General features: G+C 70.1%; 19 protein-coding genes. 7 read left to right on the forward strand and 12 right to left on the reverse strand.

Features of this window, described 5'->3' with window-relative positions; translation table 11 throughout:
* Nucleotides 1-17 precede the first annotated feature (17 nt).
* Both mraZ and ACTJJP_RS12605 read right to left on the reverse strand, forming a co-directional pair.
* Nucleotides 18-449 (reverse strand): division/cell wall cluster transcriptional repressor MraZ, encoded by a 432-nt coding sequence (gene mraZ, locus ACTJJP_RS12600; RefSeq protein WP_440775447.1) that lies wholly within the window; start codon nt 447-449, stop codon nt 18-20.
* A gap of 313 nt (nt 450-762) precedes the next feature.
* Entirely contained in the window at nt 763-1,155 is a 393-nt protein-coding gene (locus ACTJJP_RS12605; protein WP_440775342.1) for a DUF3040 domain-containing protein, read from the reverse strand.
* 64 nt (nt 1,156-1,219) lie between these two features.
* Here ACTJJP_RS12605 and ACTJJP_RS12610 point away from each other — a divergent pair, with 64 nt between their 5' ends.
* Nucleotides 1,220-2,299 carry a polyprenyl synthetase family protein gene (locus ACTJJP_RS12610; protein WP_440775343.1) on the forward strand — a complete coding sequence of 360 codons (1,080 nt, stop codon included), beginning with the start codon at nt 1,220-1,222 and terminating at the stop codon, nt 2,297-2,299.
* Between the two features lie 106 nt (nt 2,300-2,405).
* On the opposite strand, the gene ACTJJP_RS12615 is transcribed toward ACTJJP_RS12610, so the two are convergent.
* Entirely contained in the window at nt 2,406-2,750 is a 345-nt protein-coding gene (locus ACTJJP_RS12615) for an Rv2175c family DNA-binding protein (protein ID WP_440775344.1), read from the reverse strand.
* 158 nt (nt 2,751-2,908) lie between these two features.
* Between ACTJJP_RS12615 and ACTJJP_RS12620 the strand changes: the two genes are divergently transcribed.
* Both ACTJJP_RS12620 and pknB read left to right on the forward strand, forming a co-directional pair.
* Nucleotides 2,909-3,895: a LysM peptidoglycan-binding domain-containing protein gene (locus tag ACTJJP_RS12620; protein ID WP_440775345.1), complete on the forward strand. Its 987-nt coding sequence runs from the start codon at nt 2,909-2,911 to the stop codon at nt 3,893-3,895.
* A gap of 60 nt (nt 3,896-3,955) precedes the next feature.
* Nucleotides 3,956-5,908 (forward strand): Stk1 family PASTA domain-containing Ser/Thr kinase, encoded by a 1,953-nt coding sequence (gene pknB, locus ACTJJP_RS12625; protein WP_440775346.1) that lies wholly within the window; start codon nt 3,956-3,958, stop codon nt 5,906-5,908.
* A 151-nt stretch (nt 5,909-6,059) separates the two neighbouring features.
* Here the strand turns inward: pknB and ACTJJP_RS12630 are convergent, their stop codons facing one another.
* From ACTJJP_RS12630 to ACTJJP_RS12640, 3 genes are read right to left on the reverse strand one after another with little or no spacing between them, the layout of a single operon-like run.
* Nucleotides 6,060-7,397, reverse strand: a complete 1,338-nt coding sequence (locus ACTJJP_RS12630; protein ID WP_440775347.1) for a class II 3-deoxy-7-phosphoheptulonate synthase — start codon at nt 7,395-7,397, stop codon at nt 6,060-6,062.
* 9 nt (nt 7,398-7,406) lie between these two features.
* Nucleotides 7,407-8,120 (reverse strand): lysophospholipid acyltransferase family protein, encoded by a 714-nt coding sequence (locus ACTJJP_RS12635; RefSeq protein WP_440775348.1) that lies wholly within the window; start codon nt 8,118-8,120, stop codon nt 7,407-7,409.
* A 2-nt stretch (nt 8,121-8,122) separates the two neighbouring features.
* Nucleotides 8,123-9,058, reverse strand: a complete 936-nt coding sequence (locus ACTJJP_RS12640) for an ROK family glucokinase (RefSeq protein WP_440775349.1) — start codon at nt 9,056-9,058, stop codon at nt 8,123-8,125.
* Nucleotides 9,059-9,213: 155 nt separating this feature from the next.
* Here ACTJJP_RS12640 and ACTJJP_RS12645 point away from each other — a divergent pair, with 155 nt between their 5' ends.
* On the forward strand, nt 9,214-11,040 hold the full coding sequence (locus tag ACTJJP_RS12645; RefSeq protein ID WP_440775350.1) for an AMP-dependent synthetase/ligase: 1,827 nt from the start codon (nt 9,214-9,216) through the stop codon (nt 11,038-11,040).
* A gap of 76 nt (nt 11,041-11,116) precedes the next feature.
* On the opposite strand, the gene ACTJJP_RS12650 is transcribed toward ACTJJP_RS12645, so the two are convergent.
* The 3 genes from ACTJJP_RS12650 to ACTJJP_RS12660 are packed head-to-tail and all read right to left on the reverse strand — an operon-like array spanning nt 11,117 to nt 17,614.
* Nucleotides 11,117-11,608, reverse strand: a complete 492-nt coding sequence (locus ACTJJP_RS12650) for a peptide deformylase (protein WP_440775351.1) — start codon at nt 11,606-11,608, stop codon at nt 11,117-11,119.
* On the reverse strand, nt 11,605-14,160 hold the full coding sequence (locus ACTJJP_RS12655) for a nucleotide-binding protein (RefSeq protein ID WP_440775352.1): 2,556 nt from the start codon (nt 14,158-14,160) through the stop codon (nt 11,605-11,607). Before ACTJJP_RS12655 ends, ACTJJP_RS12650 begins: the two co-directional genes overlap by 4 nt.
* 46 nt (nt 14,161-14,206) lie before the next feature.
* On the reverse strand, nt 14,207-17,614 hold the full coding sequence (locus ACTJJP_RS12660; RefSeq protein ID WP_440775353.1) for a pyruvate carboxylase: 3,408 nt from the start codon (nt 17,612-17,614) through the stop codon (nt 14,207-14,209).
* Between the two features lie 68 nt (nt 17,615-17,682).
* On the opposite strand from ACTJJP_RS12660, the gene ACTJJP_RS12665 reads away from it, so the two are divergent.
* A complete protein-coding gene (locus tag ACTJJP_RS12665; RefSeq protein WP_314457624.1) occupies nt 17,683-18,495 on the forward strand; it encodes a ParA family protein in 813 nt (270 codons plus the stop codon).
* A 1,007-nt stretch (nt 18,496-19,502) separates the two neighbouring features.
* Here ACTJJP_RS12665 and ACTJJP_RS12670 read toward each other — a convergent pair.
* From ACTJJP_RS12670 to ACTJJP_RS12680, 3 genes are all read right to left on the reverse strand, one after another.
* Entirely contained in the window at nt 19,503-20,048 is a 546-nt protein-coding gene (locus tag ACTJJP_RS12670) for a MerR family transcriptional regulator (protein WP_314456761.1), read from the reverse strand.
* Between the two features lie 96 nt (nt 20,049-20,144).
* The gene (ftsR, locus tag ACTJJP_RS12675) at nt 20,145-20,831 is read right to left on the reverse strand and encodes a transcriptional regulator FtsR (protein WP_440775354.1); all 687 of its coding nucleotides are present in this window, start codon (nt 20,829-20,831) and stop codon (nt 20,145-20,147) included.
* A complete protein-coding gene (locus ACTJJP_RS12680; RefSeq protein ID WP_440775355.1) occupies nt 20,831-21,313 on the reverse strand; it encodes an FHA domain-containing protein in 483 nt (160 codons plus the stop codon). The genes ftsR and ACTJJP_RS12680 overlap by 1 nt, the downstream gene beginning before the upstream one ends.
* 267 nt (nt 21,314-21,580) lie before the next feature.
* Between ACTJJP_RS12680 and ACTJJP_RS12685 the strand changes: the two genes are divergently transcribed.
* Both ACTJJP_RS12685 and lpdA read left to right on the forward strand, forming a co-directional pair.
* Entirely contained in the window at nt 21,581-22,228 is a 648-nt protein-coding gene (locus ACTJJP_RS12685) for a copper resistance CopC family protein (RefSeq protein ID WP_440775356.1), read from the forward strand.
* 9 nt (nt 22,229-22,237) lie between these two features.
* Nucleotides 22,238-23,635, forward strand: coding sequence for a dihydrolipoyl dehydrogenase (lpdA, locus tag ACTJJP_RS12690; RefSeq protein ID WP_440775357.1), 1,398 nt, complete (start codon nt 22,238-22,240; stop codon nt 23,633-23,635).
* Nucleotides 23,636-23,784 lie beyond the last annotated feature (149 nt).

A 23,784-nucleotide genomic window follows, 5' to 3' on the forward strand; every position in this document is an offset into this window, starting at 1 on the left:
GCATCACAGCCGGAGGGTCAGAACAGTCCCGGGATCACCTCCTGCTCCATCTCGGCGTACGTGTCTTCGTTGCTTTCCGCGTAGGCGTTCCACGCCTCGGCGTCCCAGATCTCGGCGTGGGCGCCGACGCCGGTGACGACGAGCTCGCGACCGAGACCGGCGTAGGTGCGCAGTGCCGGGGGAACGGTGATGCGGTTCTGGCTGTCGGGCTTCTCGGCGCTGGCTCCCGAGAGGAACATGCGCAGGAAGTCGCGAGCCTGCTTGTTGCTGAGCGGAGCCTCGCGGATCCGCTCGTGCACGCGCTCGAACTCCTCGGTGCTGAACACGTAGAGGCAGCGGTCCTGCCCCCGGGTGATCACCACTCCGGCGCCGAGATCGTCGCGGAACTTCGCGGGCAGGATGACGCGCCCCTTGTCGTCGAGCTTGGGAGTGTGCGTGCCGAGCAGCATTCGGGCGTCCACCCCCTTCGTCCGGCCTGCGAAGTTTCCTCCACTTTACTCCACTGACCTCCACTTAGCCATTGCCAGACGGATCTTCCGCCGGAACCCGCCGCCGTGTACGGTGTCGCCCACCCCTCGCCCCGACGTGCGGAATCCGCGTGACGACGCGGTTCTCGGCGCTTTCGGCGGACGCAGGAGGTCACGCGTGGAGGAAAAGGGAGGGATTCGCCGCCTGCGGGCGCCATGGTTGATGCCACTCCCCCGGGCGCACGAAAAAGCACCGGCTCCGAAGAGCCGGTGCTTTACAAGAAAATCGGGGGAGCTACTGCCCCTCGTGGCGGCGATCCCACCGCTCGTTCATGCGGTCCATGAACGACGAGCCCGCGGCGCGCGTGGTGCGCGCCTTGGTGCCACCCGTCGATCCGGTTCCGGCGGTCGCCACTGAACCACGCATCGGGGTCACCGCGAAGATCACACCGCCGACCATCAGGAGGAAACCGAGCACCCCGATCGCGATGCCGAGAAAGCCGGTATTGAAGCCGATCGACACACCCACCACCAGGGCTCCGAGCCCGGCGAGGACCAGGATCGAACCGAGGACGATGTTGCGGTAGCTCAGGGCGCGGCTGGGGGCGGTGACGACGTCCGTGTCGTTACTCATGAGATGGCGCTCCATCTCATCCAGCAGACGCTGCTCCTGTTCGGAGAGTGGCATGCATCCCCCTCTATTGTTCGGTGTGGACGATTCTACGTGGGGCGAGGATCACTAGGCTAGGCCCGTGCCGACCTCGCCGGAACCGATCGAAGCTGTTTCCCAGCGACTCGACAACTTCCTCACCGAACAGCTATTGTACGCCGCCGCTCTCGGCCCGGAGGCCGAGATGCTCACGCGTTCCGGCGCCTCCGCGCTCCGCGGCGGAAAACGTCTGCGCGCGCGTTTCTGCCTCACCGGCTGGGAGTGCGTCCGGCCGTCCGTCACCGGCTTCGATGACGCCGCCCTCGCCGTGGCCACGTCGCTGGAGGTCTTCCACGCAGCGGCCCTCGTGCACGACGACCTCGTCGACAATTCCGACACCCGTCGCGGACAACCCGCCGCGCATCGCGCCCTGCAGAGCGCCCATCGTGCGGCGGGATGGACGGGCGACTCCGACGCGTTCGGGCGCTCGGGGGCGATCCTGCTCGGCGACCTCCTCGTCGCCTGGAGCGACGACCTGCTCGAGGAGGGCCTGCGGGGATCCCCCACAGCCGATGAGACCCGGCGGGCGTACGCGCAGATGCGCCGTGACGTGACCATCGGGCAGTTCCTCGACGTCGCGGAGGAGTCGGCCTACACCGTCCACCCCGACGACACGCACGCCGAGCGCGCCCTGCGGGTGGCCTCGTACAAGTCGGCGCGGTACAGCATCCAGCAGCCGCTGCAGATCGGTGCGGCTCTCGGCGGCGCCGCCCCCGCGCAGAGCGACGCGCTGGGTCGCTTCGGCCACGACGTGGGCATGGCGTTCCAGTTGCGCGACGATGTGCTCGGAGTCTTCGGCGACAGCGCCGTGACGGGGAAACCCGTGGGCGACGACCTCCGCGAGGGAAAGCGCACCGTGCTGGTGGCCTACGCCCGCGAAGCCGTCTCACCGCGGGAGCGTCAGGCGATCGACGAGCGGTTGGGCGACCCCGCGCTCGACACCGAGCAGATCGGCATCCTGCAGCGAACCATCGTCGACAGCGGTGCGCTCGCGCGCACCGAGGAACTCATCGCGCACTACGCCCGTCGCGCCGACCTCGCGCTCGCGGAGGCGCCCCTGCGCGCCGACGCGGTCGACGAGCTGCGGGCTCTCGCCCGTGCCGCCACGGATCGCGCGGCCTGACCGGGCGCCGACGGCGACCGACGGCTCAGCCGGACCGGCCACTGGCGCCGAACCCCGCCGATTCAGGCGAGGGTTCGGCCGCGGTCGGCCCCGAGGCCGTGACGACTCATGCGAGGGTCGCGGCCACCCGGCGCACCTCGCTCTTACGGCCCGCACGCAACGCCTCGATGGGGGCGACGCCGATGGTCTGCTCCGGCGTGAGCAACCAGTCGATGGTCTCGTCGGGGTCGAACCCCGCGTCGTGGAGCACGATGATCGTCCCCCGCAGGGCCGGGAGCGGCCGACCCTCGGCGATGAACGCCGCGGGCACCTTGAACACACCGTCACGGCGGGATCCGACGAGGTAGTCCTCGTCGATCAGCCGACGCACACGGCCGAGGGGCTCGTCGAGGAGCTCCACGAGGTCGGGGATCGTCAGCCAGTCGGTTTCGTAACGGGTCGTCTCGGTCACGGTGCAACTATCTCACCCTCCGCCGACGACGCAGCTCGGCGCCGACGTCGTCCCACCTGTCACACGAGTCACACGTGTCACATGAGCCTCACACGTTGACATCCGTATCGCGGCGTGCGAGCGTGGCGGGCAGTCTGACGAACGGAAATCCCCCCACCATGCGACGACTCCCCCTCCCTGCCCCGCCCACGACCCGCCGCGTCGTGGCCGCGTGGCCTGCCGCCGTGGCAGGCACCATCGCCCTCAGCCTCGCCGGAGAGGGCGCGGCGCACGCGGCTCCCCCGACCCCGCCCCTGAGCTCGCTGCCGACCGCGCCGCTCAGGGTGCTTCCGGTGCTCACCGCCCTGAGCGGTGCCGCCACCTACACGGTGCAGCCCGGGGACACCGTGTGGGGCATCGCCCGCGCCAACGGCCTCGACGTCGCCTCGGTGCAGGCCGCGAACGGACTCGGCGCCGACAGCGTCATCCGCCCCGGCCAGGTGCTCGTGCTCGGCGGCGCCCCCGCCGCCCCGACCCCGCCGCCGGCCCCGGCTCCGGCGCCCGCGGCCGTGACGCACGAGGTGCAGCCCGGCGACACCATCTCGGCGATCGCCGCCGCCAACGGCGTGTCGCTCGACGCGGTCCTCAGCGCGAACGGCCTCACCCGCGCCTCGATCATCTACCCGGGCGACGTGCTGCAGATCCCCTCCGGCGCTCCCGCGGCGGCTCCCGCCGCGGTCGCTGCGGTCACCGCCCCCGGCCTCGACGCCGAACAATCCGACAACGCCCGGTTGATCATCCGCATCGGGCGTGAACTCGGCGTCTCCGACCACGGCATCCGGATCGCCCTGGGCACCGCGATGCAGGAGTCGTGGCTGCGCAACCTCGACTGGGGCGACCGCGACTCGCTCGGTCTCTTCCAGCAGCGCCCGAGCATGGGCTGGGGCACGCCCGAGCAGATCCGCGACCCCGATCGTGCGACGCGCGTGTTCTACGGTGGCCCGTCCGACCCCAACGGGTCCACGACCCGGGGCCTGCTGGACATCCCCGGCTGGGAGCAGATGCCCTACGCCGACGCGGCGCAGGCCGTGCAGATCTCGGCCTACCCCGACCGCTACGCGCAGTGGGAGCAGCCCGCCACCACGTGGCTCGCGGTTCTGGGCTGAGTCGCGGCCTACGGTGAGCCGTTGCCCGGGCTCACAGGGGCCGCTCCGTAGACTCGACCCGTGAGCACGAGTCAGCAGGCAGACCCGCTGATCGGCCGTCTCGTCGACGGCCGATACCGGGTGCGTGCGCGCATCGCGCGGGGCGGCATGGCGACCGTGTACGTCGCCACCGACCTGCGGCTCGAGCGTCGGGTGGCGCTGAAGGTCATGCACGGCCACCTCAGTGACGACACCGTGTTCCAGAGCCGGTTCATCCAAGAGGCCCGCTCCGCCGCGCGTCTGAGCGATCCGCACGTGGTGAACGTGTTCGACCAGGGCCAGGACGGCGATATGGCGTACCTGGTCATGGAGTACCTGCCCGGCATCACGCTGCGCGAACTCCTGCGCGAGCACCGGCGCCTCACGATCGATCAGACCCTGACGATCATGGATGCCATCCTGTCGGGGCTCTCCGCCGCCCACCGCGCCGGCATCGTGCACCGCGACGTGAAGCCCGAGAACGTGCTCCTCGCCGAGGACGGCCGCATCAAGATCGGCGATTTCGGCCTCGCCCGGGCGACGACCGCGAACACCGCCAGCGGCGCGCAGCTCATGGGCACCATCGCCTACCTCGCCCCCGAACTCGTCACCCGCGGCACCGCCGACGCACGCAGCGACATCTACTCGCTCGGCATCATGCTGTACGAGATGCTCACCGGCGAGCAGCCGTACAAGGGCGAGCAGCCCATGCAGATCGCCTACCAGCATGCGACCGACTCGGTCCCGCGTCCCAGCGTGAAGAATCCCTCGGTGCCCGAGCAACTCGACGAACTCGTGCTCTGGGCCACCGAGCGACGACCCGATGACCGCCCGCTCGACGCCGGCGCGATGCTGGAGCGCCTGCGCGCGGTCGAGAAGGAGCTGGGGCTCGCGCCCCAGGTCGCACGGGCGGTCGCGGTCGGCACCACCGGGGCTGCCAGTGCCGCCGACTCGCGCGAGCTCACCAAGGTGCTCCCCCAGACCGCGTCGCTGCCCATCGCCACCGCCGAGGAGCCCGACAACGCCGCGCGCCTGCGCACCCGAACCCGCCGTCGCACCACACGCGGCGTCTGGACACTCGTGCTCGTGCTGCTGCTCGCCATCGGCGCGGCGGGAACCGGGTGGTACTTCGGATCGGGCCCCGGCTCTCTCGTGGCCGTTCCCGACGTGTCGCAGCGGAGCTTCGCCGACGCCGAGACGCTGCTGGCGACCAACCAGTTGCGCGCCCAGGCGCAGGAGGTCAACGATCGCGAGATCCCCGCGGGCACGACCGTCGGGTCCGACCCCGCGCCGGGCGAGCGCCTCGACAAGGACACGCTCGTGACCGTGTACGTCTCCGTCGGCCCCGCGACCCACCAGATCCCCGCTCTCGCCGGCAAGAGCGCCGACGAGGTCACCGGTATCCTCCAAGCCGCGTTCGTCGGCGTCCCCGACGAGCCCGCGCGAGAGTTCTCGGATGCCGGTGACGGCACCGTGCTGGCGGCATCCGTCATCCCCCGATCCGGCGGCGACGCCATCGGCTGCACCGACGGCTGCACGGTCTACGAGGGCGACGCCGCGTCGTTGGTCGTGTCGCTCGGTCCCCTCCCCGACGTGTCCGGCGAGTCGCAGTCGCGCGCCGAACGCACGCTCGACGAGGCGGGCCTGAACACCTCCATCTCCGAGCGGTACAGCGACTCCGTGGCATCCGGGGTCGTCATCGGGATCGGCGACCGCGACGGCGAGGGAAACTGGCGCCCCGGAGACACGGTGCCGTTAATCGTGTCGATCGGGCCGGAGCCCGTCGAGATCCCCGGAAACGTCGTGGGGATGACGATCCGCGAGGCGGTGACGGCGTTGGAGGGGCTCGGATTCGAGGTGAACGCCGGCATCGACGACGGCACCCTTCCGCTCGGCTTCAAGTACTGGGACATCTACAAGGTGCGCGCCACGAACCCCAAGGCGGGCGAGACCGCACCCAAGGGCAGCACCATCACCCTGACGCCGACGCTGTAGATCGAACGGTCGGCACGGCTCGGGCGTGGCATCGACGAGCTCGGCCACCGATGGTCATCGCGCCGAGCCCGTCTCAGGGACCTAGCCCCGCACGAACGACGATGCCCCCGACCACGACGGATCGGGGGCATCGGCCTGACGGCGGTGCCGGTCAGCGCTTCTCGAGCTCCTCGGCCACGAGGAAAGCCAGTTCGAGGCTCTGACGGTGGTTCAGGCGGGGGTCGCAGAGGCTCTCGTAGCGGGTGGCGAGGGTAGCCTCGTCGATCTGCTCCGAACCGCCCAGGCACTCGGTCACATCGTCGCCGGTCAGTTCGACGTGGATGCCGCCGGGATGCGTCCCCACCGAGCGGTGGGCCTCGAAGAACCCGCGCACCTCGTCGACGACGTCGTCGAAACGACGCGTCTTGTAACCGGTGGGCGTGGTGATGCCGTTGCCGTGCATCGGGTCGGTGACCCACAGGGGCGTGGCGCCCGAGTCGCGGACCGCTTCGAGCAGCGGGGGCAGGGCTTCGCGGATCTTCCCCGCACCCATGCGCGTGATGAACGTCAGTCGGCCCGGCTCACGCTCGGGGTCGAGCTTGTCGATGAGCGCGAGCGCCATCTCGGGCGTGGTCGTGGGGCCGAGCTTGACGCCGATGGGGTTGCGGATCTTCGAGAAGTAGTCGACGTGCGCGCCGTCGAGCTCGCGGGTGCGCTCACCGATCCACTGGAAGTGCGACGACGTGTTGTACGCGAGCCCCGTGCGCGAATCGATGCGCGTCATGGGTCGCTCGTAGTCCATGAGCAGACCCTCGTGGCCGGTGTAGAACTCCACGCGCGTCAGCTCGTCGAAGTTCGCTCCGGCGGCCTCCATGAACTTGATGGCGCGGTCGATCTCGGTCGCCATGGCCTCGTACGCCTGGTTGGCCGGGGTGCTCGCGAACCCCTTGTTCCAGCTGTGGACCTCGCGGAGGTCGGCGAACCCGCCCTGCGTGAAGGCGCGGATGAGGTTCAGGGTCGAGGCGGCCGTGTGGTACCCCTTCAGCAGTCGTGCGGGATCGGCCCGGCGCGACGCCTCGGTGAAGTCGTAGCCGTTGACGATGTCGCCGCGGTAGGCGGGCAGCGTCACGTCGCCGCGCGTCTCGACGTCGCTCGAGCGAGGCTTCGCGAACTGCCCGGCCATGCGGCCCATCTTGACCACGGGCATCGAGGCGCCGTAGGTGAGCACGACGGCCATCTGGAGCACCGTCTTGATCCGGTTGCGGATCTGCTCGGCGGTCGCGCCGGCGAACGTCTCGGCGCAGTCACCGCCCTGCAGGAGGAACGCCTGACCGGCGGCGGCGCGCGCGAGACGGTCGCGGAGATTGTCGACCTCGCCCGCGAAGACCAGCGGCGGGAGAGTCGCCAGCTCCGCGGATGCCGCGGCCACCGCGCCCTCGTCATACCACTGGGGCTGCTGCTTGATGGGCAGGGATCGCCAGTGGTCGAGGTCGTGGAGCTGCTGATTCACCCCTGAAGTCTAGTGGCGGGACGCGGGCGCCTTCGCCGCCTGGGCGGTGGCCAGACGGTCCTTCACGGTCGAGGCGTAGACGTCCTCGTACCGCTGCTCGCCGAGGCGCTGGAGCGCCACCATGATCTCGTCGGTGACCGAGCGCAGCACGTAACGGTCGCCCTCCATGCCCTCGAACCGCGAGAAGTCCAACGGTTCGCCGATGACGATGCCGACCCGCCCGACACGGGGCAGGCGCTGACCGATCGGCATCACGGCGCCGGTGTCGACCATGACGACGGGGACGACCGGCACGCGAGCCTCGAGCGCCATGCGCGCGATCCCGGTGCGGCCGCGGTAGAGCGTGCCATCGGGGCTGCGGGTGCCCTCGGGATAGATGCCGAGCAGCTCACCGCGACCGAGCACGCCGAGGCCGGTGTTCAGCGAGGCCTCCGACGCCTTGCCGCCGGATCGGTCGATGGGCAACTGACCGGTCGCCTGGAAGAACATGCGGGTGGCCCAGCCCTTCAGACCCTTCCCCGTGAAGTAATCGCTCTTGGCGAGGAACGCCATGCGCCGGTCGATCATGAGCGGCAGGAAGATCGAGTCCGAGAACGACAGGTGGTTGCTGGCGAGGATTGCCGCGCCCTCCGCGGGGATGTTGCGCCGGCCCACCATCCACGGGCGGAAGACGGCCTTGATGACGGGCCCGATGACCACGTACTTCATCAGCCAGTAGAACATCGTCAGCGCTCCTTCCCGGCGAGGTCGGCGACCCCGATGAGGCCGGCGTCGTTGCCCAGACGCGCGATGGCGAACTCGGCGACGGGACGTTCACCGTACCCCGGCAGAGACGTCTCGTACGCGAGCTTCACCGGGGCGAGCAAGTCGGCGCCCAACTGCGCGACGCCACCACCGATGACGAACAGCTCGGGATCGAGGACGGCCTGAAAGCCCCCGCACGCCTCGCCGAGGGCGGTGGCGACGCGGCGGAGGGCCTCGATCGCGCCCGCGTCGCCCGCGAGCACCAGTCGCGAGACGGCCGGCCCGGGAATGGCGCCCCTCTCTTCGCGGATCGCGGCGAGGGCAGCGCCGATGCCGCCCTCGTCGGCGATGGCGTTCGCCTCGCGCTGCAGGGCGCGCCCCGAGGCGTACTGCTCCAGGCATCCGTTCTGCCCGCACCCGCACGGATGGCCGCCGCGCACGAAGCGCATGTGGCCGAGCTCACCGCCGATGCCGTGGCCGCCACGGAAGAGTTCGCCGCCGCTGACGACGGCGCCGCCGACCCCGGTGCCCATGGTGAGCATCACCATGTCGTGCACGCCGCGACCCGCCCCGAAGCGGTACTCGCCCCAGCCGGCGGCGTTCGCGTCGTTCTCGATGGTGACGGGGGCGTCGAGGCGTCGTTCGAGGCGAGCGCGCAGCGGCTCGTCGCGCCAATCGATGTTGGGGGCGTAGATGACGGTGCTGCGGTCGAGGCTGATGAAGCCGGCGGCCGCGACCCCGATCGCGTGGATGTCGTGCGCGCGACGCAGGTGCTCGGCCATGTCCACCACGGCGTCCACGAGGGCCGAGGGGTCGATGGGGGTGTCGACGCGGAGCTTCTCGATGATGGTGCCGTCGTCGTCGACGACGCCTCCCGCGATCTTCGTGCCCCCGATGTCGATGCCGACGTTCTGCACCGTGCTCCCTTCCGGGCCGACCGAGCGGCGCGGCCCGGTGAAGTCTAGCCATGCCGCGTGCGCGGCGCGGGACACCGCGTCCCGGTGCGGCCGGAAATGGTGCGGATAGACTCGACGCACCGCTCGACGTTCTTTCCGGTGCCGAAGGAGTTACCGTGATCCAGTTCGACCTTCCCCTCGTCGTCCCCGCAGATCCGGATGCCAACGTGTCCGACCTGCTCGCCGACCGTGTGCGGGCGACCCCCGATCGTCCGCTGTTCGCCGTCCCCGATGCCGGCGGATGGCGCGACGTGACCGCCGCCGAGTTCGAACGGCAGGTGATCGTCCTGGCGAAGGGTTTCGTCGCCGCGGGGGTGCAGCCGGGTGAGAAGGTCGCCTTCATCGCCCGCACCACGTACGACTGGACGCTCGTGGACTTCGCGCTGTTCTACGCCGGCGCCGTGATGGTGCCGGTGTACGAGACGAGCTCCCCCGCGCAGATCTCCTGGATCCTGGCGGATTCGGGTGCCATCGCGGTGGTGCTCGAATCCGCAGAACACGCCGAGCGGCTCGACGAGGTGCGCAGCGACGTCCCCCTCGTGCGCGAGGTGTGGGCGATGCACGCGGGCGACCTCGACACGCTCGTGGCACGCGGCACGCACATCACCGACGAAGAGATCGAGCGGCGCCGCCACCTCGCGAGAGCGTCGGATATCGCGACCCTCATCTACACCTCGGGCTCGACCGGGCGTCCGAAGGGCTGCGTGCTGGTGCACAGCAACTTCGTGGAGCTGGCGCGCAACTCGGCCAAGGCGCTGCACGAGGTCGTCGAGACGCAGGGTGCCTCCACGCTGCTCTTCATCACGACGGCTCACGTGTTCGCGCGCTTCATCTCGCTGTTGAACGTGCATGCGGGGGTGAAGACGGGCCACCAGCCCGACACGAAGCAGCTGCTCCCCGCGCTCGGGACGTTCCAGCCGACCTTCCTCCTCGCCGTCCCGCGCGTGTTCGAGAAGGTCTACAACTCGGCCGAGCAGAAGGCAGAGGCCGGCGGCAAGGGCAAGATCTTCCGCGCGGCCGCCGACGCCGCGATCGAGCACTCGCAGCGCCTGCAGGACGGCAAGAGGATCCCGCTGGGGCTCAAGCTCAAGTTCGCGCTCTTCGACAAGCTCGTCTACACCAAGCTCCGGGATGCCATGGGTGGACGCGTCGTCTACGCGGTGTCGGGGTCGGCTCCTCTCGGCCCGCGACTGGGCCACTTCTTCCGCAGCCTCGGCGTCATCATCCTCGAGGGGTACGGACTCACCGAGACCACCGCCCCCGCCACGGTGAACCTGGCGACGAAGTCGAAGATCGGCACGGTCGGCCCCGTGCTTCCGGGCGTCGGCGTGCGACTCGCCGACGACGGCGAGATCCAGGTGCGTGGCATCAACGTGTTCCGCGAGTACTGGCAGAACCCCGAGGCCACGGCCGAGGCGTTCGACGGGGAGTGGTTCAAGACCGGCGACATCGGAGCGTTCGACAGCGACGGGTTCCTCGCCATCACGGGTCGCAAGAAGGAGATCATCGTCACCGCCGGTGGGAAGAACGTCGCCCCCGCCGCTCTCGAGGATCCGATCCGCGCCAACCCGATCGTCGGTCAGGTCGTCGTGGTGGGAGACCACAAGCCCTTCATCGCGGCGCTGGTGACCCTCGACTCCGAAATGCTGCCGACGTGGCTCGCCAACAACGGGCTGCCCTCCGACATGTCGCTCGCCGACGCGGCCGAGAACGAGAAGGTGCGCGCTGAGGTGCAGGGCGCCGTCGACCGCGCCAACACCCGCGTGTCGCGTGCGGAATCGATCCGCAAGTTCACGATCCTCCCCACCGAGTGGACCGAGGCCAGCGGACACCTGACGCCCAAGATGAGCATCAAGCGCAACGTCATCGTGTCGGACTTCGCCGACGACATCGAGGACCTGTACGCCGTGCCGGTCAACACGACCAACGTGTCGCTGCCCTGACGCACATGACGGCAGCGGCCCGGTCCCCTCGGGGAGCCGGGCCGCATCGCGGTATCGGGTCTCACCCGCCCCCGCCTCAGAACCAGTCGCTCTCGCGAACCTGTCGCATCGCCTCGCGCCGCGTGTCGGCGGGCAGGCGCGAGAGGTAGAGCATGCCGTCGAGGTGGTCGGTCTCGTGCTGCAGGGCCTGCGCCAGCAGACCCTCGCCTTCGAGTTCGACCGGGTTGCCGTCGAGGTCGATGCCCACGACTTTCGCCCACGGGTAGCGGAGGGCGTCGTGCCAGAGGCCCGGCACCGAGAGGCATCCCTCGCCCACCGCCTCCGGCTCGCCGCGTGTCTCGACGAGAACGGGGTTGAGCACGTAGCCGATGTCGCCGTCGATGTTGTAGCTGAAGGCGCGCAGGCCCACGCCGATCTGAGGGGCTGCCACGCCGGCGCGACCGGGCAGTTCGACGGTGTCGATCAGGTCCTGCACGAGGGCACGGACACCGTCGTCGATCTCACCGATGGGCACGCTGACGGCGCGCAAGACCGGGTCGCCGAACAGACGGATCGGACGCACGGTCATGCGGCGGCCACCGGGGATCGCAGCCCCTCGACGACGGCCGCGGCGAGCTCGCGCGCCGCCTGCCGCGTCGAGGGTTGCAGATCGCGGAACGTGATCGCGCTGCCCGCGGCGATGCGCGCGTCGTACGGCATCCGGATGACCGTGCGCACCCGCGAGCGGAAGTGCGCCTCGAGTTCGCTCTCGCGCACGAGGGGGGTGCCCGGCCGCGAGTTGTTCAGGACCACGACGGCGTCGCGCACACGCGCGGCGTAACCGTTCGTCTCGAGCCAGGTGAGGGTCTCGGAAGCGAGGCGGGCCTCGTCGACCGAGAGCCCCGCGACGATCACCACGGTGTGGGCGAGTTCGAGCGTCGCCCCCATCACGGAGTGCACGATGCCCGTGCCGGTGTCGGTCAGCACGATCGAGTAGTAGTGCGCGGCCACGTCGGCGACGTGCCGATAGTCGTCGTCGCTGAACGCCTCCGATACCCGCGGATCGGCATCGGATGCCAGCACGTCGAGGCGCGTGGCATCGCGGGCCACGATCGAGGAGACGTCGTGGTAGCCGGCGACCTCGTCGTGGGAGCGCACGAGATCGCGCACGGTCCGTCCGTTCGGCCGCCCCACGCGGTCGGCGAGCGTCCCGCGATCGGGATTGGCGTCGACGGCGATGATGCGGTCGTCGCGGGCATCGGCGAGGGCCATCCCGAGCAACGATGTGACCGTGGTCTTGCCCACCCCGCCCTTGCGCGAGAGCACCGGCACGAAGCGTGCGCCACCGGTCAGCGGCGCGGCGATGCGCTGGTCGAGGTCTTTTCGGTCGCGGGCGCGGCGGCCGTCGCCGAGATTGATGCGGTGTCCGGAGATCGAGTAGACCAGCTGCTGCCAGAGTCCCTCGGGCTCGGGTCGGGAGATCTGGCGCGGGTCGAGCAGACGGTCAGCGGTGAGCAGGTCGGAGCTCTCTCGGGCGTCGTCGATCTGACCGATGCGCTTCGACGTCAGCGTGACCTCGGGCGCGGGCGTGCGGACGCGTTCCATCGCGTGCGCCCTGTCGACGCGCGCGGTCTCGTCGGCGGCGCGTGCGGCCTCATCGGCCTGGTGCGCTCCGCGGCGCGTGAGCGGGAGGGTGCCGATCGCACCCGTCGCCGCGCGCTCGGCACGGGTGGCGGGCACGGGACCGGTGCCCGTGGCGGCGGCTGCGGTAGCGACAGCGCCCGTGACCGGGGCGGCGGCGTCCTCAGCCGCGACGGGGCCGGTCGTGGGAGAGGTCGCCGGCGCGGTGGCGTCGCCCTTCGCCTCGGTCGCCGCCGCGGGCGTGGGTACCGGTCCGGTCGTCTGGACACCGGTGCGCTGCGGCGCGGGATCCGACGTCGCAGACGGTACGGCGCTCGACGTCACGGTCGTCTCGGTGTCGGGGGTGTGTTTCTCGGATGCCACGTCGTCCTCCTCCGGGGCCGTTGCCGACTCGCTCGCGGGCTCGTCCGTCTCGACCGCGGGAGCGGATACGGCGTCGTTCTCGTTCTCGTCGGCGCGGCTGCGATCGACGGCGGGAATCCACGGCGCGTGGGTGAGGGCGGCGCCCGACGCCGCGGCATCCCGCACCTCGGGGGCGTCGGCCGCCGGCTGCACGGCATCGCCGGGATCGTGCGAGCTCTGCGGCGACGGGGCGTCTGTCACGCTCGTCCCGAACAGATCGTCGGGATCTGCGGCGTCGGCCTCGAACAGCTCGACCTCGTCGACGATCTCGGCGTCGTGCAGGTCGGCATCGAGCAGGTCGGCGCCGTGCAGGTCGGCGTCGAGGACGTCGTCCCGCGCACCGGCGTGATCGAGCGTGGCGGCCCCGGCGTCGGACCCATCCTCCGTGTCGTGTCCGCCGTCGCGCGGACCCGGCTCGTGCGAGGCCGCCGTGGTCGCGGACGCACCCGAGCCCTCGGGGATGTCCTGCGTGTCGGATCCGTGCTCGGAAGACTCCCGGTGCTCCCTGGCATCCGGCTCGTGCTCATCGCCCGCGTCGGCGCGCTCGGCGTCGTCCGCATCGGCGTGCACCGCGTCCCGCGGCTCTGCGTCGTCCGCGCCGGAGGACTCGGTGTGATCGGTGTGATCGGTGTGCGGGTCGACGTCGTGCGCGTGCTCGACATGATCGGCATCCGGGATCTGCGCGTACGGGATCTCGGCACCGTGCCCGTCGTCGACGAGCTCGGCGTCCTGCACATCGTGGCTCTCGTCACCGTCGGTCGACGCCGCGTCGTCGGAATCGTCGTGGGGCTCGAGGATGACGTCGCCGGTCGGGAGCAGTTCGACGTGGTGCACCCGATCGATCTGGCGGTCGCCATCGTCGGATCGGCGCTCGCCGAGCGTCTCGAGAAGGGGACGATCGGGGTCGTCGATGGGAAGCTCGTCTTCGATCACGTCGTCGTCGAGGTCGTCGTCGCCGGCCACGGGCAGGTCGACGTTGACCTGCGCGATGTGCCCACCGAGGATCGTGATGCTGGCGGTATCGAGGTTCCCGCTCTCGTCGAGGACGCCGTGATCGGCGTTCTCGTCGGGGTTCGCGTCGGTGCGGTCGGGGGTCACTGCGGTCTCCAAACGGAAGGAGGGCGCGAAAGCGCCCCCTCCCAGGCTACTGCGACGGGCGGATCACCAGCAAAAGGTCTCCTGCTTCGACCTGCTGTGTGCTACCGATCGCGACACGCTCGACGACCCCCTCGACGGGCGACGTGATCGCCGCCTCCATCTTCATCGCCTCGATGGACGCGACCGCCTGCCCCGCCGACACCCGGTCGCCCGGGTTTGCCTTCATCGTCACGACGCCCGAGAAGGGAGCCGCGACCTGGCCGGGCTTGGAGGTGTCGGCCTTCTCGGCCTGGCGCGCCTCGACGTCGATCGAGCGGTCGCGCACGAACACCGGACGCAGCTGGCCGTTGAGGGTCGTCATCACCGTACGCATGCCCTTGTCATCGGCGTCGCCGACGGCCTCGAGTCCGACGAACAGCTGAACGCCCCGCTCGATCTCGACGACGTGCTCCCCGCCCGCGCGCAGACCGTAGAGGTAGTCCGCGGTGTCGAGCACGCTGAGGTCGCCGTAGTTCGCCCGCATCTCCTCGAACGTCCGGGTCGGGCCGGGGAACAGCAGGCGGTTCAGACGAGCACGTCGCTCGCCCGAATTCCCCGCGAGGGCGGCGGTGTCGTCGTCGGTGAGCGGGGTGACGCCGATCTTGGCATCCCGGCCCGCGAGCACCTTGGAGCGGAACGGTTCGGGCCAGCCGCCCGGCAGATCGCCCAGCTCACCCGCCATGAACGACACGACCGAATCGGGCACGTCGTACTTCTCGGGGTTCTGCTCGAAGTCGGCCGGGTCGGCCTTGACCGCTGCCAGGTGCAGGGCGAGATCCCCCACGACCTTCGACGACGGCGTGACCTTCGGCACGCGGCCCAGGATGCGGTCGGCGGCGGCGTACATGTCCTCGATGAGTTCGAAGTCATTGGCGAGGCCCAGCGCGATCGCCTGCTGACGCAGGTTCGACAGCTGCCCGCCGGGGATCTCGTGGCGGTACACGCGGCCCGTGGGCCCTGCCAGGCCCGACTCGAACGGGCGGTACAGGTGACGCACCGCCTCCCAGTAGGGCTCGAGGTCGCTCACGGCTCCGAGGTCGAGACCCGTGTCGCGCTCGGTGTGCGCGAGGGCGGCGACGAGCGCCGACAAGGACGGCTGGCTGGTGGTGCCCGCCATGGGCGCGGCGGCGGCGTCCACGGCATCCGCCCCCGCGGCGGACGCGGCCAGCAGCGTGGCGAGCTGTCCTCCGGCGGTGTCGTGCGTGTGCACGTGGACGGGCAGGTCGAACCTGTCGCGCAGCGCCGAGACGAGCTTCGCCGCCGCGGTGGGGCGCAGCAGGCCCGCCATGTCCTTGATGGCCAGGATGTGCGCGCCCGCGTCGACGATCTGCTCGGCGAGACGCAGGTAGTAGTCGAGGGTGTACAGGCTCTCGGCCGGGTCGAGCAGGTCTCCGGTGTAGCAGACCGCGACTTCGGCGACCGCGGTGCCGGTGGCGAGCACGGCGTCGATCGCCGGACGCATCTGCGACACGTCGTTGAGCGCGTCGAAGATGCGGAAGATGTCGACCCCGGATGCCGCGGCTTCGGCGACGAAGGCGTCGGTGACCTGCGTGGGGTACGGCGTGTAGCCGACGGTGTTGCGCCCGCGCAGCAGCATCTGGATGGCGATGTTGGGCAGCGCCTCACGCAGGGCGTCGAGACGCTCCCACGGGTCCTCGCCCAGGAAGCGCAGGGCGACGTCGTACGTCGCCCCGCCCCATGCCTCGACCGAGAGCAGACCCGGCGTCAGGCGGGCGACGTGCGGGGCGACGCGCACGAGGTCGCGGGTGCGCACGCGGGTGGCCAGGAGGGACTGGTGCGCGTCGCGGAAGGTGGTCTCGGTCACGGCGAGGGCGGTCTGCTCGCGCAGGGCACGGGCGAAGCCGACCGGACCGAGCTGCCGGAGGAGCTGCCGGGAACCCGCCGGGGCGGGCGCTGCGAGGTCGAGGCGCGGGAGCTTCGCGCCGGGGTCGATCGAGAGGGGGTTCTCCCCGTTCGGACGGTTGACCGTGGTGTCGACGAGCCACGACAGCACTTTGGTGCCGCGGTCCTTGGATTCGCGTCCGCGCAGCAGCTCGGGGCGCTCGTCGATGAAGGACGTGCTGAGGTCGCCCGCGACGAAGGCCGGGTCGTCGAGGACGGCCTGCAGGAACGGGATGTTCGTGGAGACCCCGCGGATGCGGAACTCGGCCAACGCGCGACGGGCGCGAGCGACCGCCGCGGGGAAGTCCCGACCCCGGCACGACAGCTTCGACAGCATCGAGTCGAAGTGCGGGCTGACCTGGGAACCCGCGGCCGTGGTGCCGCCGTCGAGGCGGATGCCGGCACCTCCCGGCGAGCGGTAGGTCGTGATCTTTCCGGTGTCGGGGCGGAAGCCCTGCGTAGGGTCCTCGGTCGTGATGCGGCACTGCAGCGCGGCGCCCCGCAGATGGATGTCGTCCTGCTGCAGGTGCAGGTCGGCGAGCGTCTGTCCCGCGGCGATCCGCATCTGCGACTGCACGAGGTCGACGTCGGTGACCTCCTCGGTCACGGTGTGCTCGACCTGGATGCGCGGGTTCATCTCGATGAAGACGACCTCACCCGCGCGAGGACCCGCGGTCTCGAGCAGGAACTCCACCGTGCCGGCGTTCTGGTACCCGATCGAGCGGGCGAAGGCCACGGCGTAGCGGTGCAGATCCTGACGCACCGCATCGTCGAGGTTGGGGGCGGGAGCGATCTCGATGACCTTCTGGTGGCGCCGCTGCACCGAGCAGTCGCGCTCGAAGAGGTGCACCGTCTCGCCCGTGGCATCCGCGAGGATCTGCACCTCGACGTGACGCGGGCGCTGCACGGCCTGCTCGAGGAACATGCGGGGGTCGCCGAAGGCGCTCTGCGCCTCGCGCATCGCCTCGGCCAGCGCCGGCGCCAGCTCGCCCATGCTCTCCACGCGACGCATGCCGCGCCCGCCACCGCCCGCGACGGCCTTGGCGAAGATCGGGAAGCCGATCTCCTCCGCCTGGGCGAGCAGCGCGTCGATGTCGTCGGAGGCCGGTGTGGAGCGCAGCACCGGAACGCCCGCGGCGATCGCGTGCTCCTTCGCAGTGACCTTGTTGCCCGCCATCGACAGCACCTCGGCGGGCGGCCCGATGAACGTGATGCCGTGAGCCGCGGCCTTCTCGGCGAGCTCCGGGTTCTCGGAGAGGAAGCCGTACCCCGGGTAGATGGCATCCGCCCCGCATTCGCGCGCGACGCGGATGATCTCGTCGACGTCGAGGTAGGCGCGCACGGGATGACCGCGCTCGCCGATCTGGTAGGCCTCGTCGGCTTTGAGCCGGTGAAGCGACGCACGGTCCTCATAGGGGTAGACCGCGACGGTGCGGGCTCCTACCTCGTAGGCTGCGCGAAACGCTCGGATGGCGATCTCGCCGCGGTTCGCGACCAGGATCTTCGAAAACATGCGCACCTCAGGTCGATCTGGCGGGGCTGAATGTGCTCACAGCCTAGGGGAAGGTAACGTGGACTCTCGTGCACGTACTCTCCGTCAGCTCACTCAAAGGCGGGGTCGGCAAGACGACCGTGACACTCGGGCTGGCTTCCGCAGCCTTCGCACGTGGCGTTCGCACTCTCGTCGTCGACCTCGACCCGCAATCCGACGTGTCGACCGGCATGGACATCTCGGTGGCCGGCCGTCTCAACATCGCCGATGTCCTGGCGAACCCGAAAGAGAAGGTCGTGCGTCAGGCGATCACCTCGAGCGGGTGGGCCAAGGTGCATCCGGGCACCATCGACGTGCTGATCGGCAGCCCGTCGGCCATCAACTTCGACGGCCCGCACCCCAGCGTCCGCGACGTCTGGAAGCTCGAGGAGGCCCTCGCCACCATCGAGAGCGAGTACGACCTCGTGCTCATCGACTGCGCCCCCTCGCTCAACGCCCTCACGCGCACCGCGTGGGCGGCGAGCGACCGCGTCGTCGTCGTCACCGAGCCGGGATTGTTCTCCGTCGCCGCCGCCGACCGCGCCCTCCGCGCGATCGAGGAGATCCGTCGCGGCCTCTCCCCTCGCCTGCAGCCGCTCGGCGTCGTGGTCAACCGCGTGCGCCCGCAATCGATCGAGCACCAGTTCCGCATCAAAGAGCTGCGCGACATGTTCGGCCCCCTCGTGCTCAACCCGCAGTTACCCGAGCGCACCTCGCTCCAGCAGGCGCAGGGTGCCGCGAAGCCGCTGCACGTGTGGCCCGGCGATTCGGCGCAGGAGCTCGCCGCCGACTTCGACGCACTGCTCGACCGGATCGTCCGCACCGGCCGCATCCCCGTCGCGGGCGACGCCCCCCAGGCCTGAACGTCCCCTCTCCGGTCCCACGCCGCGCCCGTCGACCCACCTGGACCGGCGCGCCGCGCCGCTCGTGGGCCGTGGGATCGGTCGCGGCATCCGTGACTGAAGGGGTTTGCGGTCCGCTCCCCCATGGTCTCGAGAAACGCCATCCGCTGCGAGAAACACATCGTTGACGCGTTTCCGCCTGTGGAACGCGTTTCTCGCGGCAGCATCCCGCCGTGTCACCGCGTTTCCGCCCGCGGATCGCGTTTCTCACGGCCAGTCGACGTATGTCACCAGATCCTCAGTGGGTCGCCGCCGACCGCGCGGTTCTCGGGCGTAGCCGCCGATTCCGCCCCCTCACGCACACGAGAAACGGCATCCACCGCAAGACACACATCGTCAACGCGTTTCCGCCCGCGGATCGCGTTTCTCAAAGCAGCACCCACACGTGTCACCGCGTTTCCGCCCGCAGATTAAGTTTCTCACCGTGAGTCGCTCTCCGTCATCCTCAGCGGGTCGCCGACGACCGCGCGACTCGCAGGCGTAGCCGCCGATCCGGCCCCCTCACGCACACGAGAAACGGCATCCACCGCAAGACACACATCGTCAACGCGTTTCCGCCCGCGGATCGCGTTTCTCGAAGCAGCACCCCAACGCGCCATCGCGTTTCCACACGCCGATCGCGTTTCTCACGGCAGCACCCCAACGCGCCATCGCGTTTCCGCCCGCGGATCGCGTTTCTCGAAGCAGCACCCCAACGCGCCAGCGCGTTACCGCCGCCGATCGCGTTTCTCACGGCAGCGCCCGTTTGTGTCGACGCTCATCCCCCGCGGTTCGCGTGGCTCACGGCGGCACCCCGCCGATCGCCTCACTCACTGCAGCGCCCGTTTGTGTCGACGCTCATCCCCCGCGGTTCGCGTGGCTCACGGCGGCACCCCGCCGATCGCATTCAACACGGGCGTTACGACCACGAACGACGGATAACCCCGGATGCCGAGGCAGAAGGGGCTCGGAGACCGGGCGGTGACGCCTCAGGCGGTGCGGGCGGCGCGGCGCGCGGCGAGTTCGTCCACCGCGTCAGGCTGGGCGGTCTCGAAATCGACGAGGGTCGACTCCACCTCGCGCAGGACCTTGCCCACAGCGATGCCGAACACGCCCTGGCCACGGCTCACGAGGTCGATCACCTCGTCGTTCGAGGTGCACAGGTACACCGAGGCACCGTCACTCATGAGCGTCGTGCCCGCCAGATCGCGGATGCCGGCAGCGCGCAGCTGCTCGACAGCGGTCCGGATCTGCTGCAGCGAGATACCGGTGTCGAGCAGTCGCTTGACGAGCTTCAGCACGAGGATGTCGCGGAAGCCGTACAGGCGCTGCGAACCCGACCCGCTCGCGCCGCGGACCGTCGGGACGACCAGTTCGGTGCGCGCCCAGTAGTCGAGCTGACGGTAGGTGATACCGGCGGCACGCGCGGCGACGGCGCCGCGATAACCGGTGTCGTCGTCCATCTCGGGCAGACCGTCGGTGAAGAGGAGGTCAGCGGCGAACCGAGGTTCACCGAGTGCGTCGCCAGCGTTCATGCCCGCGTCCCTCCTCTTCGGTTGATGTCTTCCACGCTAGATCAGCGAGGGTTCCCCGGCAATGACATCCGCTCCGAGGGGCGCGGCGTGTCGCGATCAGGAGAGCATCCGGTCCAGGGCGTCGCGGACGAACATGGTGCGCACCTCGTCGAGACGCGCCGCCAACTCGGGGGCGAGCTCGCTCGCACGCGCCCGCGACGGCGCGTCGGGGCGGCGAAGCAGCGCCGACAACGCCGACTCCACGAGCGACACCTCGCGCTCGGCACTCTGGCGCAATGCCCGCACGTGGCGAGGCTCGATACCGTGCCTGTCGAGGGCGACGAGCGCCCGCAGGAGCGCGACCGTCTGCTCCGGGTAGCTCTCGGCTCCGACGATCACGCCGGTGCTCACGGCGTCGTTCAGCAGCTGGGGTCCGGCCCCTGCGGCGGCGAGCAGCTCGTCGCGGCGGTATCGGCGCGGGGCGCTCGTCATCGAGGGGATGGACGTGGGCGGCGCGGGGTTGCGGCCGGCGTCGAGGTCGGCGAGGTAGTCGCGGATGACGACGAGCGGCAGATAGTGGTCGCGTTGCAGCGTCAGAGCCAGACGCAGCCGTTCGAGGTCGGCGGGCGAGAACTTGCGGTATCCCGACTCGGTCCGCGTCGGCGAGACGATGCCCTGCACCTCGAGGAACCGCAGCTTGCTGGAGGTGAGCGCGGGGAAATCGGGCGTCAGGCGCGCGAGCACCTGCCCGATACTCAGCAACCCCGCAGCCGTCTGACGACCACGGGACGGGGCTGCCGCCATCAGTGCTCTGCCGCGGGCAGATCGACCGGCGAACCGAAGAAGTTCAGGCGGAACTTGCCGATGCGCACTTCGCTGCCGTTGACGAGCGCGGCGCGGTCGACACGCTCGCCGTTGACGTAGCTGCCGTTGAGCGAGCGCTGGTCGACGATCTCGAAAGCCGTTCCCGTGCGTGTGATCTCGGCATGGCGACGCGACACGGTGACGTCGTCGAAGAACAGGTCGGCCTCGGGGTGACGGCCGACGGTGGTGATGTCGGTGTCGAGCAGGTAGCGGGCGCCGGTGGTGGGCCCCGACCGCACGATGAGCAGGGCGGCACCGGAGGGAAGGGCGCCGATCGCCTCGACCTCGGCCTCGGTCAGATCGGCGCCGAAGGGGACGAACGACAGATCGGCGTCGTGGGTCTGGGTCGTGTCGTGCGAACCGGCGGCAGCTTCGCCTGCACGCCGGATGTCGTCTCGCTCGAATCGGCTGGTCTCGTCCACGGCTTCTCCTTCTCATTCACCATAACCGACCGAATCACCCCGGAAGGGCGACCGGCCTCGAGCGGGCCAGGGTGATGCGTGATGTGTCTCGCCCCGCCGACACCGGCACCGCGGTTCGGGGCGCGAAGCGGTCGACGAGACACTCGAACCTATCGACCCGAGCACGCCCGTGTCGAGTCCGGGCGGCGGTGCGCGTCGTGCTCCGACCCCGCGAAGAGCGACACCGCTCCCAGGGCCCTCCTCGGATGCCGTAACTAGTGTCGGAGCATGAGGTCCTCACAGGCGCCGCGTCGGCGCACCCTTCCCGCCGTGCTGGCCGCCGCATTCCTGGCCGCTGCAGCCCTCCTCGTTCCGGCCCTTCCCGCCGCCGCGCACGACGAGCTGGTCGCGACCGACCCGACCGCCGACGCGGTGCTCGAGGCGTTGCCGGCGGAGATCACGCTGTCCTTCAGCGCCGATGTGCTCCCCGACGCGGGCGCGACGGTGGTCGAGGTCACCGACGCCTCGGGCGCCTCGCTGACCGACGGCGCTCCCGAGGCCGCGGGCGCCGAGGTGACGCAGGCGTTGGCCGGACCGGCATCCGGTGCCGTCACCGTGCGCTGGCGCGTGGTGTCGAGCGACGGCCACCCCATCGACGGCGAGTTCGCGTTCTCCGTCCCGACCGCCTCCCCCACCCCGACACCGTCGGCGTCGCCGTCGGCGACCGCGTCCCCCACCGCCTCGGCGAGTGAGGCGGCGACGCCCGCCGCGCCGACCGAATCCCCCGCGGCCCCGGTCGACGCGGCGGCACCGGCGTCTCCGTTGCCGTGGATCCTCATCGTCGTGGCGCTGGTGATCGTGGCGGGTGTGCTGGTGTACGTCTTCGCCTCGCGAGGACCACGAAACACCGCCGGAGGCGCCACCGCCGGGCGATAGGCTGGAACCATGCCTCATTACGATCTGGTCATTCTTGGTGCGGGTCCCGGCGGGTACGTCGCCGCCGTCCGCGGCGCACAGCTCGGACTGTCGGTCGCGATCGTCGAAGAGAAGTACTGGGGCGGTGTGTGCCTCAACGTCGGCTGCATCCCCTCGAAGGCGCTCCTGCGCAACGCCGACCTCGCGCACACGTTCCACGCGAAGGCCGACCTGTTCGGCATCTCGGGCGACGTGCACTTCGACTTCGGCAAGGCGTTCGACCGCTCGCGCAGCGTCGCCGCCGGCCACGTCAAGGGCATCCACTACCTGATGAAGAAGAACAAGGTCACCGAGTACGAGGGTCGCGGCTACTTCGCCGACGACCACACGATCGACGTGACCAAGACCGATGGCTCGAAGGAGCAGGTCACCTTCGACAACGTCATCATCGCCACGGGCTCGACCGTGCGCCTCCTCCCCGGTGTCACCCTCAGCGAGAACGTCGTCACCTACGAGGAGCAGATCCTCACCCGCGAGCTCCCCGAGTCGATCGTCATCGTCGGCGCCGGCGCCATCGGCATGGAGTTCGCCTACGTCATGACGAACTACGGCGTGAAGGTCACGATCATCGAGTTCCTCGACCGCGCCCTCCCCAACGAGGACGCCGAGGTCTCGAAGGAGATCCAGAAGCAGTACAAGGGCTACGGCGTCGACATCCTCACCTCCACCAAGGTCGACTCCGTCACCGACCACGGCGACAAGGTCACCGTCGCCTACACCGCGAAGGACGGCTCGACCGGATCGATCGACGCTGACCGCGTGCTCATGTCGATCGGTTTCGCACCCAAGGTCGACGGTTTCGGCCTCGAGAACACCGGTGTGAAGCTCACCGAGCGCGGCGCCATCGAGATCGACGACCACATGCGCACGAACGTGCCGCACATCTACTCGATCGGCGATGTCACCGCCAAGCTGCAACTCGCCCACGTGGCCGAGGCGCAGGGCGTGGTCGCCGCCGAGACGATCGGCAAGGCCGAGACGCAGACGCTGGGCGACTACCGCAACATGCCGCGCGCGACGTTCTGCAACCCGCAAGTCGCCTCGTTCGGCCTGACCGAGCAGCAGGCGCGCGACGCCGGGCACGACATCAAGGTCGCGAAGTTCCCCTTCTCGGCCAACGGCAAGGCGAACGGCCTCGGCGAGCCGGTCGGTTTCGTCAAGCTCGTCGCCGACGCCGAGACCCTCGAGCTCATCGGCGGCCACCTCATCGGCCCCGACGTCTCGGAGCTGCTGCCCGAGCTGACGCTGGCGCAGAAGTGGGACCTCACCGCTCTCGAGGCGGCGCGTAACGTCCACACGCACCCCACGCTGTCGGAGGGCCTGCAGGAGGCGTTCCACGGCCTCACGGGTCACATGATCAACCTCTGACCGACAGAGCGACGAAGGCCCGCCCGGTTCACACCGGTCGGGCCTTCTGTCGTTCTCGAGGGGGGAAGTCCGACACCCAGCGAGACGGCGTCTCATCGGCGCGCCACGGTGACCCGGCGACATACCGCAACGGCGCCACCGTCGGAGGT

The sequence above is a fragment of the Microbacterium sp. 22296 genome, from assembly GCF_052045385.1.
Classification (GTDB): Bacteria; Actinomycetota; Actinomycetes; order Actinomycetales; family Microbacteriaceae; genus Microbacterium.

What these genes read in the sequence shown, in the direction of transcription:
- mraZ (WP_440775447.1), bottom strand. Translation starts at nt 449, where the DNA reads ATGCTGCTCGGCACGCACACTCCCAAGCTCGACGACAAGGGGCGCGTC.
- ACTJJP_RS12605 (WP_440775342.1), bottom strand. Translation starts at nt 1,155, where the DNA reads ATGCCACTCTCCGAACAGGAGCAGCGTCTGCTGGATGAGATGGAGCGC.
- ACTJJP_RS12620 (WP_440775345.1), top strand. Translation starts at nt 2,909, where the DNA reads ATGCGACGACTCCCCCTCCCTGCCCCGCCCACGACCCGCCGCGTCGTG.
- ACTJJP_RS12635 (WP_440775348.1), bottom strand. Translation starts at nt 8,120, where the DNA reads ATGTTCTACTGGCTGATGAAGTACGTGGTCATCGGGCCCGTCATCAAG.
- ACTJJP_RS12650 (WP_440775351.1), bottom strand. Translation starts at nt 11,608, where the DNA reads ATGACCGTGCGTCCGATCCGTCTGTTCGGCGACCCGGTCTTGCGCGCC.
- ACTJJP_RS12660 (WP_440775353.1), bottom strand. Translation starts at nt 17,614, where the DNA reads ATGTTTTCGAAGATCCTGGTCGCGAACCGCGGCGAGATCGCCATCCGA.
- ACTJJP_RS12670 (WP_314456761.1), bottom strand. Translation starts at nt 20,048, where the DNA reads ATGAACGCTGGCGACGCACTCGGTGAACCTCGGTTCGCCGCTGACCTC.
- ftsR (WP_440775354.1), bottom strand. Translation starts at nt 20,831, where the DNA reads ATGGCGGCAGCCCCGTCCCGTGGTCGTCAGACGGCTGCGGGGTTGCTG.
- ACTJJP_RS12685 (WP_440775356.1), top strand. Translation starts at nt 21,581, where the DNA reads ATGAGGTCCTCACAGGCGCCGCGTCGGCGCACCCTTCCCGCCGTGCTG.
- lpdA (WP_440775357.1), top strand. Translation starts at nt 22,238, where the DNA reads ATGCCTCATTACGATCTGGTCATTCTTGGTGCGGGTCCCGGCGGGTAC.